We start from the raw sequence: 16,009 nt of genomic DNA, 5'->3' as shown, positions 1-16,009 counted from the left end.
CGCGCTGACCTATCGCGCTGCTGTCGTCCTCAACGCGGTGATCGCCTGGACCGCACATTTGTCAGACATGCCCTAGGCACCCGGAGAAGGATATGGAAGCGCTCCTGGGTGAGTACCACGAGGCGTCTTGGACCATCAAGCGTGCGCGGAAGTACTACAAGGTTCGATGTCCTTGCGGTGATCACCAACGTATGATTCACCTCACTCCCAGCAACCCGAACTATGCTAAGAATGCACTCAAGTGGCTGTACAGACAGCCCTGCTACCCGTGGGAGGGATAGGCCATGAATATGCTGGAGCACACTCGCGTGTTCACCCTCGTTGATGCACCGCGGGAGAGCGTGGAGGAACGGTCAGATGCCCTGGCTGATGCCCTCATGGAGCTAGAAGAGGGTCATCCAGAGCTGCTGGACAGTGCAGTGTTCACTGACCTTGGTCAGGGGACTATCGGTGTGACCATCACACTGGGTCACGAGTCGGAGTACGTGGATGCAGTGAAGGATGCGGACGCGCTTCTGAAGGAAGCTATCGGAATGATCGGCGACCACCTCCGCGGTTCCGATGACATGCCCCCGGCGCACGGGGTGCTGATCAAGCCCGTCGACGGAGCAAAGTCGTTGACGGTCGCCTGACACCCCCCAAGACACAGCGATGCGCCCCGCCTCCCATGAGGGAGACGGGGCGCTTCTGTGTGAGGCCGGTCTACTGGCCGGGCTGGTCGAGCCGCTTGGGTTTGTTGGCTGCGGCCAGCGAGAACCCAGCCAGGGCGGCGACCTGCAGGACGATGGACTCGATCTGCTCGGCCACGTCCTCGGTGATCACGTCGAACACCGTCAGGATCGCCAGGCCGGCGGCGAGGGCGATGTAGACCGCCTGGCGGACGTTGTCGGACTTGATGCCCCTGTCCGGGGTCTCCTTGATCTCGGGCATGAGTGTGTGTCCTTTCAGAGTCGGGGTGCTCGGGCGTGCTGGGGCCACCAGGAGCCCAGGTGTGAGCGCTGGGAGTTGAGGTATGAGAGCTCGCCGCGGATGGTGAGCCGCTGTCGCTTGCCGTCGATGAGCCCGTCGTAGTGCTTGCGCTTGCGGAGCGCGGACTGCAGGGCGCGGACCGTCCGGGGTCCAGGGACGCCATCGGCGGGGCCGACGTCCTCTCCGAGGTCCGCCAGCCACTTCTGCAGCGCCACGGTCAGCGACTCGTCGGCGTAGCCGACACGGGCCAGCAACTCGACCCATGCGAAGTGCGACTCCCACGTGTGGGCGTCGCGTCCGGGCAGGGCCCGGCCGGGCCACTGACCGACGTAGAGGCCGGCGGACTCATCAGCGCTGGTGGGCTCAGTCTCGGACTTGTGCACGAACCAGCCGGATCCGACGCCATACCAGCCGAGGGTGTCCCGGTCGGGGTCGCGGCGGATCGCGTGACCGGCACCCACGTGGCCGATGGGGTCACGGTCCCGGGTGGCGGCCGGGTGGACGGGGACACGGGCGGTGCCGACGAGGAAGTCACCTGTGCGGGTGGTGCCGCTGTTGGTGCTCCCGCCGGCGGTCGTACTGCCGGACCCAGCAGAGCCGGAAGATCCCGAACCGGTCGTGACGGGCTGGCCTCGGCCGCGCCGGTTGATCTCGTCGAAGGCCGCCGCCGCGTTCTTGCCGGGGCATGCGGTGCCGCGGAAGTCTCGGTGCATCTCGGTCAGGGCTGGGTCGCCCCACCAGCCGCGGCGAACACCCTCCTGGAGCAGCCACACGACCGCGTCACGGGCGCGGGTGCCGAGCCGGTTGTCCTCGTAGTTCCCGACCAGGCAGATCCCGACGCCGCGGGAGTTACGGCCGGACCCGGAGTGGTAGCTGACCCGGTCGACCGAGGCGCCCTCGAAGATCCTGCCTGAGGGGGTGATGAGGAAGCTGTAGCTGATGCCGGCGCCGAAGCGCTGCTCGCCGATGGTCTCGACGGTGCGCACGGCGGCGGCGTCCTGGGCGAAGCTCGCGGACTCCGGAAGCTGCGAGGTAACGCTGTGGTGGAAGTACTTCTCCAAGCGGCCCACGGTGCGCGTGCCGACGCCGTTGCGGTGGCGTGCGCCCCACCGGGCGCGACTGATGATCTCACTCACCGGGGACAACCTCCCGCTCCTGCTCGGCCGCCTCGATCTCCGCGACCGCCTCCGGGGTCAGGGCGTTCTCCGGGGTCGGCTCCGCGCCGGCCTGCTTCTCCTTGATGTCGGGGTCGTAGGTGACCTCGACATCCGAGTCGATGGTCTTCGCTCCCATGGGTGCCTCCCTGTGGCATGAGAAAGCCCCCCGTCGTCTGGCGGGGGGCTGGTGTGTGGTGGTGGTGGGTCAGTTGTCGCGTGGACAGTCCGGCCAGCGCGGGAGATCCCGGCTGGCGGTCTGATGCTGGGTCATGCAGTACAGGCGCACGTCGTGGGCGTGCTCCCGCCACCGGTGAGCAGCCTCCGAAGCGTCCCGGGCGATGTGCTCGGCGTCCCTGACCTCGGACTTGAGCAGGGTGATCGTGTCGCGGCGGTCCCTGGCTGCGGCGTGCTCACGCTCGTGGCGGCCCCGGGCCCAGTCCCAGGCGCCCTTGATGAAGGCCACCAGGATGCCGGCGAGGCCGCCGCCGCCGAGGAGGTACACCCAGATGTTTGCGTCCCCCATGGGTGTCCCTCCTATGCGACGGGGTCGTAGTTCGCTCGCCGGATCCTCAACCACCTGGCGGTGAGCCCGCCGATGGCGATCATGATGCAGGTCATCTGCAGCCACCGGTGGCCACTGTCGGAGAGCCATTGCGCCTCGATGACGGACCACAGGTAGAGCAGCAGGGCGAGGATCAGCGCCCCGATGCCGAGTGGGCGTTCGACCCACCACCAGCCGGTGATGGCGGTGGCTGATCCGATGGTGCCGCCGGTGATGAGCAGGATGGCGATGGCGGTGACGATGCCGTCGCCGAGGATCACGCTGGTGGTGGTCGGCGGCCACACCAGGGTGAGGACCCCGCCGGTCAGGGCGGCGCAGTAGACGACCAGGGCTTGGACGAGGGTGACGGCTTTGGGTTCCTCGATGACGTCCCAGGCTCGGCGCCAGATCGACCGTGGGGTCGGGATCTCTGGGGGTGTGGTGGTCATCATCCGGCCTCCTGCCGGTAGCGGTCGAAGATCGTGGCCGCGTCCTTCGGGTCCCGGGCTGGCTTCCTCGGTGGCACGTCCCCGAGGGGGTCGTCCTTCCATGGGGTGAGCCGGTGGAGGAACGCGGCCTTGCGGCGTGTGATCTCATCCAGCAGCGGTGCCAGCACCTCCCGGGCTTTGGCTCTGTCTTCCGGGGTGAGGATCGGCGCCTCTCCCTGTTCGGTGTCGGCCTGCGGCTCGGCCTCGGTGGTGAGCGGCTGAGGCCGGGTGCTGATGCTGGTCTTCCGAGGGCAGGGCAGCCGCATCCTCTCCCGGGAGTGGGCCCGGGCTTGTGCGAGAGCAGACCGCGCCTCCGATGTGGCGCCGACCGGCTCCATGACTGCGGCCCGGGCGGCGATCGCCCCGCGGAGCTTGGGGGAGCGGGGGTCGTCCCGTCTCCCCTCCTTGATGGCCTGGGCGGCTTCCGCCTCCCGGGCCCGTTCCCGGTGCCGCAGCATCGTGTACGGGGCGGTCCACACGTTCTCCGCGGTCTCCGGGTCCGACTCGGGCTCGCCGCCCCGGACACTGACCTCGAGGATGGCCTCCAGGACGTCGACCGCGTCGGTGTAGCCCAGCAGTTCGGACCAGGAGGCGAACGCGCCCAAGTCGATGGTGTGGACTTCTTGGACCCCGTCGTCGGCGACCCAGGATGCCCGGATGATGGGCCGCCCGTCCCCGTCTCGGGTGCTGGTGATGTCCATGGTGTGCCGTGTCCTTTCTGCTCAGCGCCAGTCAGCGCCAGATGGCGATGTAGTACACCCAGCACTGCACGGTCCCCCCGTTGTCCGGGTGGGCGGCGAGGATCCACCGGAAACCGGACGATGAGAGTCCAGCCGATGAGACCTGGGCGGTCCGCCAGTTGTCGTACCCCCACGCCGAGTTGCCGACGTGGGCGGAGAGGATCGGCCGCCTGGTGCCTGACTGGGATGGCTCGCCGAAGGTGTGCTGGCCGCGTGTGGCCTGGTGCTCGTCGAGGGTGAAGTCACCGATGGACCCTTGGACGATCATGTCGGTGGACCCCTGGTCGGGCAGGATCCGGCCCATCATGTTGAGGTACTCGCCCTGCTTGTAGAAGCCGACGTTGTCGTTGGGCCCCCAGTTCTGGCGCAGCGCGAAGTCCCCGCCGTCGTAGAGGACCAGGTCGGAGCGTCCGGTCTCGTTGGTGTCCCACTCGCGGCCGGTCATGACGAAGGACCCGGCCCCGTAGGACTCCTCACTGCTGGTGGTGACGAACAGCTGCGGCTGCACGTAGGACTGGTCGGTGGTGTGGAAGAGGATGCCGGGGCGGGCCATGACAGAGTCGTCGGGGGTGATCCTGACGTACTGGTCGCCCTGGCGGGCTTCCAGTGTGCCGTTGAACCAGTTCTCGTCCCCGCCGATGGCGGCGACCTGATCGCCTCCGGCCGCGTAAACCCTGATGTTCCCTCGGGACGCGTCAGAGTCGATGATGACACCGCCTGGGCTGGTGGATCCGGCCAGGTTGGTGGCGGTGCGGAACGTGGCGCCGGTGATCTCCATGCCGTCGATGGCGTTGGCGGCGAGGTGGTCGGCGTTGACTTCGAGGAAGTTCGCGATCTCGGCGGTCAGCTGCTCGGTGACGGTGATCTTCTCCGCGGTCACGGCCCCGTTGACCAGCAGCTCGCCACGGATGAAAGCTGTCTCCGCGGTGATGTCGATGGCATTGACGACCTCGGCGGCCAGCTCGTTCAGGAACGCGGAGTCAGCGAACAGCGACTGCACGCTGATCCGGTCGGCGCCGAGCTGCCCGGTGGTGATCCTGTCCGCGTTCAGCTCGATCACCGTCGCGATCTGCGCCGCCAAGTCGCTGACGTTCAGCCGCGCCGTGTCGATGGTCCCGGCTGTGATCTGGTCCGCGTGGAGCTCGAGGAACTCCGCCACCGCGGCGGCGACGGACTCGGCCATGATGTGGCGTGCCAGGATGGAGCCATCCACGATGAGTCTAGCCGCGTTCATTCGGCGAATCTCGATGCCACCGAACTGGACCCAGCTGATCACACCGTCAGCCTCCGGCGAGCTGTGACCAGACACCAGGATCCGGAAAGACGTAGCAGAGGAGGGGATGTCATCGATAATGTGATCCATCCAGCGCCACGAACCCATGGACCCGTCCACTAGGTCCGGGTCGCTCTCCCAGTCCATGACACGCGTGTAGTGGACATCCTGCACGTCCGTGCCGATGCGCCACTCCACGCCGATCGCGCCTGCCTGGGTACGAAGCCCGCCAGTGCCGTTGAGTCGGGTGATGCACATGAACCGGTACTTGTCGCCCGGTTGGTGCTCCACCCACCCGGCGTCCGGGTCCAGGAACTCCCAGTCACCGCCTGGCCGGGGTCGGATTGACATAGCCCGCGTCCCGGGTAGGTTCGGGCTGTTCTGGTTGTGGGTCGTCTGGTCTCCTCCGACGACACGCGGGGTGAAGATGCCACCGTTCGGGTCAGCGTTGGAGTCAAACAGGGCGGAGTCCGCCCACAGATTTGTGTTGTCCTGGATTCGGAGGTGCTTCGTACTGATCGCCCGTGCTGCGATGCGGTCACCGTCAAATGTGCCGCTCGTGATGTGTCCGGCGGCGAGCAGAGGCACGTACTGCGGGTCGAGCACGTCCTCCCTCCATATGCCGTCCTCACGGCGCCAGGTGCCGACGAGTCGGCCCCCCGCCTGCAGGGAGGTCCACTGCTCGTACCTGTCCCCGTCGGTGAGGTTCTCTGGCTCTGGCGGCGTGGAGTTCACCCCACGCAGAATCCGGTTCCCGGCGGCGTTCGTTATTTCATCGCGAAGTTCGGCGTCCAGCCCGACCAAGCCATCCTGAATCTCCTGCTCGAGCCCGGGGATCCGGTTGTCGCGCAGGTCGTCGAGGCCCGCCTGTGAGTCCGCGACAGCCTGCTCCGCCGCATCCAGGCGCGTCTGGGCGTCGGTGACAGCCTGCTGGGCGTCAGCCAGCTCCGCCTCCAAAGCAGGCAGCTTCACGTCGTTGAGGTCGGCGAGACCGTCGTCGAGGTCCTGCCGCACCTGCGCGTAGTCCGCCTCCGCCTGGTCCAGACGGTCCCGTGCCTCGTCCAGCTCCTCACGGAACGCCTCAGCATCCACGGGCCGCGACGGCGTCACCGACACTTGGGGCGACCAGGGGGACTCATTGCCGGTGGTGTCCACGGCGGTCAGCCAGATCTCGTGCTCGACGTCGTGCTCCAGCTGCCCGGTCGAGGTGTAGCCCTCGCCCGTGAAGCGGCCGAGCCTGAACGGGTCACCCGGGTCACCCTCCGGGTCACCGGCCGGGTGCATCTGCCGTCCGTAGGCCACCGTGTGGGACATGTCCTCCGGGATGTCGCCCTGCAGCTCCCCGGTCCACCCGTAGGTGACGTACCCCATGTTCTCCGCCACGAAAGGTGCGGTCGGCGCCGGGGGCGGGGTGAAGTCCACCGGCAGGCTGATCTGCAGCGGCTCCGAATACGGGGAGTACCTGCCGTTGCTGTCGATCAGCCGGATCCGGAACTCCCAGGACGCCCCGGCGGTCAGGCCCTCGACCTCGACGGAGAGCTCACCCTCAAAGTCCTCCACCGCCAGACGGTCCCAGGGGGTGCCAGCGTCGAGGTTGCGGCCCCACAGCTCGTAGGACGCCCAGAACAGGCGTGCCGGGGTGGTGTCCTCCGGGATGGACTCTTCCTCCGCCGTGAGGTCCTCGTCCTCGTCCACATCGGTGTCGTCGTCCATCACGGGGAAGTCGACATAGTCCTCGTCGACCTCGGACCACTGGTCCACCGGGTCCAGCATCGCCACACTCATGCGCGGGGCCCCTTCCTCTGTCTGGCTCAGTCGCCGTCGTATTCCTCGTCGTCGAGCCAGTCGTCGACGTCCTCGGCCTCGTCGAAAAGCTCCGCGTCCTCCGGCTCCGGCACCTCGGCGGCAGACACCGCAGCAGAGACGACCACCCTCGGGCGGCCCTCCTCGTTGAAGCGCACGTTCGCGCCCATGCTGGTGATCTCCGGGGCGGAGAGGGCGCCCTGTGGCACCTCGGACGGGGCCAGGGCCGGGTCGATGGGGATGTGCCCCTGGATGGCGTCAGCCTCGCCGAGCATCCGATTCACGGTGCGGGCGTAGGAGATCATCTCGGAGGTGCGTCGGGTGCCCAGCCGGATGGTGGCGGTCATGGGCGCTTCGCCGCCGGGTTTCTCCACGATGATCTGGGACACCTGCCGGGGGTGGTCTCCGTCGTGGTCGTAAACCGTGACCATGTGGTGGGGCTCGTAGTCGAGCATCGGCAACGGGCCCGCCGGGTGGATGTGCACCCGCCGTGAGGCGTCGATCGTGTACCGGTTGGCGCGCTCCCTGCGCTCCTCTGCGGTCAGGTCGAGGGCCTGCTGCAGGTCGGTGGCCTCCGCCTCGTTCATGGAGCCCTCCCACAGCCCCCACGGGGTCTGCTGCTCCGGGTTATCCCGGCCCCAGAACGTGTACCTATTCAGGCCCTGCGAGGTCAGCACGAAGGTCACCGTCTGGTGGTCCCGCTGGGAGACCTTCTGCGGCGCCTCGATCACCTCGGTGCCCAGCCGGAGACCCACACGGCGGGTCTGGTCCACGACCAGGTCCCCGTGAGGCACCAGCTGCAGGGTGCGGCCGCCCCCGCCGTCGACGGGGCCGCCCATGCGCCAGTCGAGGATTCCGCGCTGCCGGAAGTCCTGGATCACCGACCAGTAGGTCTGACCCAGGCGCAGCTCCCAGTTCCGGCGCGGGGTCGTCCCCGTCCAGAGCCGGTTCTTGGAGTCCCGGGTGGTGGTCCACCCCCGGTAGATGCCCTTGAGGATCCGGGTGCGCCGCGGGTACGGGGAGTCGGGCCAACCGGGGGTGGTCTCCCCGTGGTTGACGTGGCCGGCGTCGCGGTCGCAGGCCTCGATCCACAGCATCGACAGCAGTCGGCCGGGCGTCCGGTTGTAGAAGAACCTGGTTCCGTTGCGGCTCGACTCGCGGGCGGCGCGTTCGGCTGCAGCCAGGGCGGAGCGAGCCCGGTCCCTGGCGACCCGTGCCGCACGCACCTGCGGCCCCAGGTCCACCATGTCGGCCTTCGCGTTCTGCACCGCCGTGGTGCCGGTATCCATGGACAGCCGGACGAACTTCCCCCGGTCGAAGGACAGCCACCACAGGGAGCCTCCCCGCTGCACATCGGAGACGATCGACCGCCACCGGGCGCGCCCCTGCCGGTGAGTCCACGTCACCCCACGCACAGCGAACACGGGGCCGTGGGAGAGGTCCGGCCAGTGGCCCTCCTGCACCGTGCGAGCACGCGACTCGAACTGGCGGACCAGCGACTCGTAGTCGGACTGGGCGGTGTTGTAGTCCTCCTGGGCTCGGTCCACGTCCCGGTTGAGCCGCCAGGCGTCGTTGTACTGCTCCCGCACCCTGACCCGCACCTTCTCCAGCAGCCAGGTGGTGCCCACACAGGTGTAGGTGATCCGGTTGGACTCGTCAGCCATGTCCTCGTCGGAATCCAGGATGATGAACCGGCTGTTGGGCGGCTCGAGCCACTTCCCGCGGCGGGGGTCCCACCAGCGGACGATGACCTCCCAGTCCCACCCATCCTCAGCCAGCTGCTCCACCAGCGGGGAGTCCTTGAACACAGTGAAACGCAGCCCGTTGTGGTCAGACCCGTCCCCGTAGGACACGCTGATGTTGTGGGCGTCGTGGATCATCTGCCGAGCAGACTGGTTCGCGGGGGAGTCAGCGACTCCCAGCCACAGCTGCAGATCCGGCTGCACGTCCGCGTTCTCGGAGGCCAGGGGCACGGTGTGAGGCACGTCGTCAGGCTCCTCTCAGGCGGGGTCAGAAGTAGCGGGGCCGGTAGCGGATGCGCACCTGACACGGCGCGGTCGCGGTCACCCGGACCGCGCCGACACGGTCACCCACCCCGGCCACACCGGGGCTGATCAGCAGGGCCGACCCCTGGGGGCGGCCGAGTTCACTGACCATCTGGGCGTCGTTCAGGTTGGCGCCCCAGTTCGGGAATGACGCGGTGCCGGCCAGTGAGGCCATGCGGGAGGCCATGTCGTAGATCCACCAGGACTCGGTCCACCGGGCGATCTCGAAACCGACCCCGGTGTCGTTGGTGAACCGGGTGCCCGCCTCCAGCCGCTCGCCTTCCCCGGTGACGCGGACGGCGATGACCGCATCCCAGACGGGGGCGGTGCCCATGGGCACCTGGATCTCGGTCTCCGAGGTGGTGGTGATGTCCTCGGTGACCGTGACCTGCTCGCCCGTCCAGGTGCCGTACGGGTTGCTGAAGATCAGCGTGTAGTCGGCCCACAGGTAGTCGGCCCCGTACTCCGGCTCGGAGGACCCGACGATCCGGCCCACGGCGGTCTGCGGGTCACCGTCGGGGGAGTAGCGGCGCTCCAGCTCGAGGTACCCCTTGGAGCCGGCCGCCCCGATCTGTGTGCGGAACAGGAACTCCGAGATGTTCTCCTGCAACATCCGCAGCCGGACGTCCGTGGTGGAACCCACCTGCTGGTAGTCCGGTCGACCCGGGTCCGTGCCCAGCGCCCAGAATCGGACCACCAGGGGTAGCCCGTTGGCCGCAACCGGGGCGAACTGGGCCTGCGTCTCGCCGTGCTGGCCGGGCTTCTCGAACCGGGTCACCCGGAACCCCGGCAGCGACGGCAACAGGCCGGTACCCTTGTTGAGCTCCCACACCCCCGTGGCCCGGCGACCGATGGGAGACCGCACTGGGGTGGACGCCCACCGCTGGTCAGTGAGGTCCACCCCCTGCAGCGTGTAGGTGATGTCACCCATGTGCGCCTCCCATCTCGTCTGGGGCCCACCCCATGCCGATGGCCTCCATGGACCGCTGGGCGGTCCTTGACTGCGGCTCCGCAATCGGGTTGACGGTGTGGAAGTTGAAGTTCACCGGACGCCCACCAGCACCACCTGCGGTGGCCATGGCGGCCACAGGCGGGGGTGCGGCAGACGCGGCGAACTCCCGGGGCCGGCCACCAGAGGCGAACCCGGACAGTCCGCGGATGGCGGGGTGGTCGGCATTGATCATCCGCAGCAAGTTGTCGTACTTGTCGCTGGACTGCCGGTTGATGATCCACTCCCGGTCATCCACCCACGCGGTCGGCGTCCCAGACCGGGACAGCCCCAGGATGCTGTCTGTCCCCAGCCCCGTGGACGGGAGACGACCACCAATGGAGAACGCCGGCAGAGCCATCGCGGAAGCGAAGTCAGCAGAACTTGCTCGCCGCCCCGACGCACCGCCAGCCATGGCCCGACCGATCGCGCTCGCCGCACCACCGGTATGAGCCTGCAGGGTAACTGTCGCCGTACGCGCACGAGCAGCCCAGTTCAGAGCGAACTCAGCATTGCGAGTGTTCGCCGTCGCCTGGATGATCGTCTGCCAGTCCCGGGCGGTCAGTTCGCCGATGGCGCTCTGAGCCGGGAACACATTGCCGTTGACGTCCACCGTGGTGTCGTAGTCGCTGAAGATCAGACGGTCGATCACCATCCGGGCCTCAGCGTCGTTGCCGTAGATCTCCGCCACGGTCTCGTAGTCCCCGTTGAGGAACGCAGCCATGGCCTCGTTGGCCGGCACGCTGTTGCCATTGATGTCCGCCACCGCGATGTACTCGTCCGTGGTGAAGTCGTGAACCACACGCTGGGCGTCGTTGTCGTCACCCATGATGCGAGCGACAGCCTCGTAGTCTCCCGCCTGGAAGGCAGCAATGACATCCTGGGCCAGGGCGTCGTCACCGACGATGTCAACCACTGCTTCGTGATCGTTCTCGACGAGAGCATTCAGCGTGTCCTGGACATCTTGGTCCTGCGCGCTAAGCCAAAGCTCCCACTCGTCCGGAAGATCGTGGAGCTCGGCCTGCACGCCTTCGAGGATCTCGCTGGCTCGGTTCTCCACCCAGAGGTCGATGTCGTAGTGCTCCGGGATGTCGTAAATCTCCCTGACGAGTGCCTCGATGTCCTCGGCGGACATGCCAGCAGATTCCCCGAACTCCTGGATCTTCCCGATTCCTTCTTCGAGACGCCCCTGGACGTCAGCGAGCGACCCATCCATTGCGGCTGCCGATGCCGCCGCATCCATGGACCCAGTGCGGAAGTCCTCAAGCATCCGTAGGTTGTCACGCCCCGCGTCCGTGTTCTCATCGAGGCTGACGGCGCCCTCAGCGAGGACCTCGTTCGCTTGGTCGAGAGTGTCGAGCCAGTCATACGTGGTCTGGCGGGCGTCCGAGCCGATGTCGGAGTAGGCGTTCATGTCGTCGATCAGCTGTGAGATGCCGCCCGCCGCTTCGCGAGCAGCCTCACCGATCTGGTTCCACACCTCGGCCACAGACAGGCTGTCGAACGCGTCACGGGACAGGTTCCGTGCCGCATCCGCGGCGCCGTCCATAGCCTCCGCCGCCTCGATGGCCGGGGGAACGATCCCGTCGATCAGCCACGCGGCTTCCTGCGCCGGGGTCAGCGTGACACCCAGACTGTCAGCGAAGTCCCGGATGGCCTCAGCTGCCAGCGGCATCTGGTCGATGATCTCGTCCCGCGGGACACCGGCCTCCAGCATGGACTGAGCCATCTCGCTCATCTGCTCAGCCGCCTGCATCGCGTTCCCGCCGGAGGCGATGCTGGCCAGCGCCTCATCCATGTTGGCGAGGTTCTCCTCCGCCAGGTCCGCGGCGATGGCGGCACTACGCATGTGCGGGACGAGCATGCCCACCCAGTTGGGGAGCATGCTGCCGTGTTCGTTGACGGCCTGCACCTGCAGCCCCACGTCACCGAAGCTGGTACCCACGTCGTCGCCGGCGCGGGCCAGGGCGTTGAGCTCCCGCTCCATGGACGCTGCACTCTGCGCCACGGGCCGGAAGTGCTGGTAGATCTGCTCCATGATCATCATGGATCCCAGCCCGGCCCCGGCGATGCCCGCGGCGATGCCGATCCGGCGGAAGCCACCCGCGATGCCCGCCATGTTCCCGGCGAAGCTGCCGATGGCGGTCCAGGTAGCGGCCGCGGCGGAGGCGAAGGCGCGCAGGTGGGGGAGCGCCATGATGATGGCGGACCCCACCAGGGTGATGCCGCCGGCGGCGGTGATGCCGAGCCCAGCGATCTGCAGGAGCGGCTCGGGGAGTTCGAGCAGGGCGGAGCCGAAGTCGGCGGCCATGTTGATGGCCTCGACGAGGAACCCGCCCCCGTCAGGGTCGACCAGCGGGGCGGCGAGGATGCCGCCCAGGTCGCGGATGCGGGCCCTGATGCGGTCCAGGGCGCCGGTCATGGTGTCACGGAGCCCTTCGGCCGCGCCGTCGAAGCGCAACATCATGCCGTCGGTCAGGGCGGTGATGGCGGTCTCCGCGTCGAGGGCCCCGTTGGTGATCTGTTCACGGATCTCGTTGCCGGAGACGCCCATGGCGTCGCCGATGAGGTCGGCCGCGTTGATGCCCATCTGGCCGAGGCGCTGCAGCTCCCGGCCGGTGATGCGCCCCTGACCTTCGATCTGGCCGAGGATGTCGACAAGGCGCATGATTTCGGCGTCACCGCCGCCGATGGCGGCCACGGCGTTCTCGACGCCCTCGAGAGTGGGGACGACCCGCTCGGCTTCCATGCCGAAGGCCATGAGCTGCTGCTGGGCCTGGATCCAGGTGTCTCGGGCGAATGGTGAGGTGTCTGCGAACTCGTGGAGCCGGTCCATCTGGTCGGCGGCGGCCTCGGCGGATCCGGCCATGGTCTCCATGGCTCGGCCGGCGACCTGCTGCAGGGTGTTGTACTGGATGCCGGTGTTGATGACGCTGGTCATCAGGGCGGTGAGCCCGCCACCGACGACGGCCATGGCGCCACCGACCATGGTGAACTCGGAGCGGAGACCTTCGGCGGTGGTGAGGAAGTCTGCGGTGTGGTTGCGGGCGTCGAGCATGCCCTGCCCGACGGACAGCATCGCTCCGGAGAACCCGGAGGACAGGTCGATGCCCTGGCCGATCGCCTGGCCGGCTTGCCCCATGCTGTCGCCGAGGTCGCGTGCCTGCCCGGACGCGGTCTGGGCGGATTGGCCGAGCGTCTGGGTGCCGCGGGAGGCGGTGGAGGCAGACTGGCCGGCCCGCCGGGTGGCGGCCTCCATCCGCTCGGTACTGTCGGCCACCCTGTCGGTGGCGGACTGGGCCTGCTGCATGGGGCCGATGTATCCGGAGATCTCCGCGCTTAGCCGAACTGTGACATCACGATTGGCCATACGCGTCAGACCTCCTGGGTAAGCTGTGTGGACGACTCACTCGCGCTAGGAAAGGCACGGCAATGAGGGGAAAAATTGCGCCGCTAATGGCGATACCGCTGCTCCTTGCGGCAGGATGCGGCGTAGAAAAGGACGCACATTACGAGAGCGCAGGAAGCCTCCGCGTCGCGCTCGTGGACGAGGGGTATGCATGCTCAGCTAGGGACGGTTTCGACTACTTCGAGTCGGAGGGGACATCGCTCACATGCGACGGCGGGATCCGCGTGTTCTCCTGGGGAGAAGAAGAAGCAGGGGACCAGGAGAAGCTTGAGATCATCGCGGGAGGCGATGCTCGCCAGCCGCGCTACTATGTCCGGTCCGACACCTGGGTGCTGGCTACCCGAGATGAGGACGAGGCTGTCGACCTACACGAGACGTTCGGTGGCGAGCTAATCACTCCGGATGAAGCTTCTGGCCTGCTCAGCCCGTTGCAGGTGGCCTTTGAGTGGTGCGACGAAGGCGACCACATGCGGTATGACTCGAGCTACGATGTGCTGACGATCTCAGGCGCCTACCGGCAAGGGAGCGGGTCATTCACGAGCCCCGCAGGACGTGAAGCGGCCGACATTTACGAATGTGTAATCGACGAGATCGACCTGCCGCAGCACGTTGCAGACGACATTGCCAGGACCCGGGCACTGGACGGCACGAGGGATTCCTCTTGGGGTGACTTCTCCGCCTCCTGGACTTATCACCCTGACAATGGAATCAACATTCAGATTGAGCACGCGCAGGATTAGATCTCCACGGGCTCCTGGTAGACGGGCACGTGCAACAGGCCCGGCTCTGTCTCGCCGTCTTTGCCGCGTGAGTCCCGTTCGGCCTGCTCCACTGCGGCCTTCGCGAAGCAGTACTCCCGCTGCGCCTCGAACCGCTCCTGGGACCGGCAGACCTCCCGCGGGTAGCCGCAGTGTGGGCACAGGCCCCGCTGGTACAGGGTCCAGGCCAGCATCGTGATCCGGTTCCGGGTGGCGGCGTCCCCGTCAGCCTGCCTCGCGACGAAGTCTGACGGGGACCTGCCCCACGCTTGGGCTGCCTCGCAGATCAGCCGGCCCGCACCGCCGGACTCAGACGCGAACCAGCCCGCGAGAAAGGGCTATCAACCCTGGGGGTCGACTGCTGAGCCACGATGTGGGCCTGCTTGATCTGCAGCCACTGGCCGCCTGCGATCTTCTCGGACAGCTGCTCCCACTGCTCCGCGGTCAGCCGGCGCCCGTTGATGGTGCCTCCGGCGGCGAGGAACGCGCACGTTCCGGCGTGGGACTTCAGCGGGTCGACCTTGGACCCGTGCTCCCGCTGGAAGTCGGCCTGGATGCGTTCGATCTCCGCGTCCGAGAGAGCGGTGACCTCCACGGTGGCCTTGGCGGCGTCCATGCGTGCCTTGGCGGCCTCCCACCGGTCTTGCAGTTCGGTGAGAGTGGATTTCTCACCGACGGCGAGGTCTTCGTCTCCGGTGTCGGGCTGGTCGGAGAGCTTGGCGAGTTCCCGCTGCAGCTCGGTGGCCTCGGCGACAGCGTCGAGGTCGTTGTAGATGATCACGGTCTCGCGGGCGCGGCCGGTCTTGCCGGTGGCGAGCCAGGACTCGAAGTCGAAGGTCTCCGGGTCAGGGGTGGTGGTCTCGTCGGGGGTGTTCTGCTCGGTCATGGCGTCAGGCTCCTCTGGTGTCGCTGGTGTCAGGCTGAGTGGGGGTGGCCGTGGCCGGGAGCGAGCCTGACAAACTACTCCCGGCCACGGAGATCAACGGGACCGCCGGATCACTCGCCAGTGCCCTCGGGCTCGCCGACCACGGCGTTCACCCGAGCATCCGACACCGGCAGCGGGATGACCCGCTTCTGGTAGCCGGTACGGTCCTGCGGGGCCTGCGGCCAGTCCGTGGTCACCCGGTAGGCCTCGATCTCCTGGCCCGCCTCGAACGGGGCGTCCCATCGCAGGCCGAGGTCACGCTTCACGACGACGACCTCGGTGCCCTTCTCCTTGAGCGCCTGGAACACCTCGTCGTACTGCTCCGAGTGCTCACCCGGGTTGGTCTCGTCCGGGTACCGGTAGATGCCCATGCGGGCCTCGTAGTTGGACGCGCCCAGGGCCTGGGCATTGGCGGGCTCGCACACCGCATTGTCGGTCAGGGTGTCCGAGTCAGTGGGGGACAGTCGGGTGTCAGCGGCGACGGCACGGCAGGACGCCTGCAGCCCGTCGTTGATCACGTCGGCGGGGATGACGTCGAGCGGACCGGTGTAGTCGGTCAGCACGACGAGGGACATCATCTGTTCGGCCAGGACACGGGGGCCGGTGGTCTGAGGCATGATCAGCTCTCCTTGCTGTCAGGGGTGTCAGTGGTCTCCGGCTCGGTGACCGGCTCGGTGGTGTCAGGCTCAGGACTCTTCGCAGGCTCGGTGACCTGCTTGCGGCGGGTGGACTGCTTCCGCTTCGGCTTGGGCTTCTCGCCAGCCGCCTTGGTGTCGGCGGCCCGGGCGGACGGGGCCAGAACCAGGTGACGCGAGTACCGGATGATGTGGCGCTTCACGCGGCGCTTCTCGCCGGTGCGCTTATCGACGGCCCACACGCGGCCGTCCTCGATGTGATGAGACAACATGACCTC

16 protein-coding genes are annotated in these 16,009 nt (G+C 67.6%); 2 read left to right on the top strand and 14 right to left on the bottom strand.

Translation table 11 applies throughout. From position 1 onward, the window contains the following. Positions 1 to 284: 284 nt before the first annotated feature. Entirely contained in the window at positions 285 to 632 is a 348-nt protein-coding gene (locus SD455_RS12600) for a hypothetical protein (RefSeq protein ID WP_445508317.1), read from the top strand. A 70-nt stretch (positions 633 to 702) separates the two neighbouring features. Here the strand turns inward: SD455_RS12600 and SD455_RS12595 are convergent, their stop codons facing one another. The 10 genes from SD455_RS12595 to SD455_RS12550 form a co-directional block, all read right to left on the bottom strand. Next, positions 703 to 930 (bottom strand): hypothetical protein, encoded by a 228-nt coding sequence (locus tag SD455_RS12595; RefSeq protein ID WP_445508316.1) that lies wholly within the window; start codon positions 928 to 930, stop codon positions 703 to 705. 14 nt (positions 931 to 944) lie between these two features. Continuing rightward, a complete protein-coding gene (locus tag SD455_RS12590) occupies positions 945 to 2,105 on the bottom strand; it encodes a peptidoglycan recognition protein family protein (RefSeq protein WP_445508315.1) in 1,161 nt (386 codons plus the stop codon). Next, positions 2,098 to 2,262 carry a hypothetical protein gene (locus SD455_RS12585; RefSeq protein ID WP_445508314.1) on the bottom strand — a complete coding sequence of 55 codons (165 nt, stop codon included), beginning with the start codon at positions 2,260 to 2,262 and terminating at the stop codon, positions 2,098 to 2,100. The genes SD455_RS12590 and SD455_RS12585 overlap by 8 nt, the downstream gene beginning before the upstream one ends. Before the next feature lie 69 nt (positions 2,263 to 2,331). Next, positions 2,332 to 2,649, bottom strand: a complete 318-nt coding sequence (locus SD455_RS12580; RefSeq protein ID WP_445508313.1) for a hypothetical protein — start codon at positions 2,647 to 2,649, stop codon at positions 2,332 to 2,334. Between the two features lie 11 nt (positions 2,650 to 2,660). Beyond that, positions 2,661 to 3,119 carry a hypothetical protein gene (locus tag SD455_RS12575; protein ID WP_445508312.1) on the bottom strand — a complete coding sequence of 153 codons (459 nt, stop codon included), beginning with the start codon at positions 3,117 to 3,119 and terminating at the stop codon, positions 2,661 to 2,663. Beyond that, positions 3,116 to 3,856, bottom strand: coding sequence for a hypothetical protein (locus SD455_RS12570; protein WP_445508311.1), 741 nt, complete (start codon positions 3,854 to 3,856; stop codon positions 3,116 to 3,118). Before SD455_RS12570 ends, SD455_RS12575 begins: the two co-directional genes overlap by 4 nt. 31 nt (positions 3,857 to 3,887) lie before the next feature. Continuing rightward, positions 3,888 to 6,953, bottom strand: a complete 3,066-nt coding sequence (locus tag SD455_RS12565) for a hypothetical protein (RefSeq protein WP_445508310.1) — start codon at positions 6,951 to 6,953, stop codon at positions 3,888 to 3,890. Between the two features lie 26 nt (positions 6,954 to 6,979). Continuing rightward, entirely contained in the window at positions 6,980 to 8,956 is a 1,977-nt protein-coding gene (locus SD455_RS12560; protein ID WP_445508309.1) for a hypothetical protein, read from the bottom strand. 25 nt (positions 8,957 to 8,981) lie between these two features. Beyond that, positions 8,982 to 9,947, bottom strand: coding sequence for a hypothetical protein (locus SD455_RS12555; RefSeq protein WP_445508308.1), 966 nt, complete (start codon positions 9,945 to 9,947; stop codon positions 8,982 to 8,984). Then, a complete protein-coding gene (locus SD455_RS12550) occupies positions 9,940 to 13,374 on the bottom strand; it encodes a tape measure protein (protein ID WP_445508307.1) in 3,435 nt (1,144 codons plus the stop codon). The genes SD455_RS12555 and SD455_RS12550 overlap by 8 nt, the downstream gene beginning before the upstream one ends. Before the next feature lie 86 nt (positions 13,375 to 13,460). Between SD455_RS12550 and SD455_RS12545 the strand changes: the two genes are divergently transcribed. Beyond that, the gene (locus SD455_RS12545; protein ID WP_445508306.1) at positions 13,461 to 14,153 is read left to right on the top strand and encodes a hypothetical protein; all 693 of its coding nucleotides are present in this window, start codon (positions 13,461 to 13,463) and stop codon (positions 14,151 to 14,153) included. Here SD455_RS12545 and SD455_RS12540 read toward each other — a convergent pair. From SD455_RS12540 to SD455_RS12525, 4 genes are all read right to left on the bottom strand, one after another. Then, positions 14,150 to 14,365, bottom strand: a complete 216-nt coding sequence (locus SD455_RS12540) for a hypothetical protein (RefSeq protein WP_445508305.1) — start codon at positions 14,363 to 14,365, stop codon at positions 14,150 to 14,152. The genes SD455_RS12545 and SD455_RS12540 overlap by 4 nt on opposite strands. A gap of 92 nt (positions 14,366 to 14,457) precedes the next feature. After that, positions 14,458 to 15,057, bottom strand: coding sequence for a hypothetical protein (locus SD455_RS12535; RefSeq protein WP_445508304.1), 600 nt, complete (start codon positions 15,055 to 15,057; stop codon positions 14,458 to 14,460). A gap of 110 nt (positions 15,058 to 15,167) precedes the next feature. Beyond that, entirely contained in the window at positions 15,168 to 15,713 is a 546-nt protein-coding gene (locus SD455_RS12530) for a phage tail tube protein (protein WP_445508303.1), read from the bottom strand. A 2-nt stretch (positions 15,714 to 15,715) separates the two neighbouring features. After that, complete coding sequence (locus tag SD455_RS12525; protein ID WP_445508302.1) at positions 15,716 to 16,003, bottom strand: hypothetical protein; 288 nt, start codon at positions 16,001 to 16,003, stop codon at positions 15,716 to 15,718. Between the last annotated feature and the right edge of the window lie 6 nt (positions 16,004 to 16,009).

The organism is Nesterenkonia sp. K-15-9-6 (genome assembly GCF_052656005.1).
This window is presented reverse-complemented; position numbering and strand designations above follow the sequence as displayed.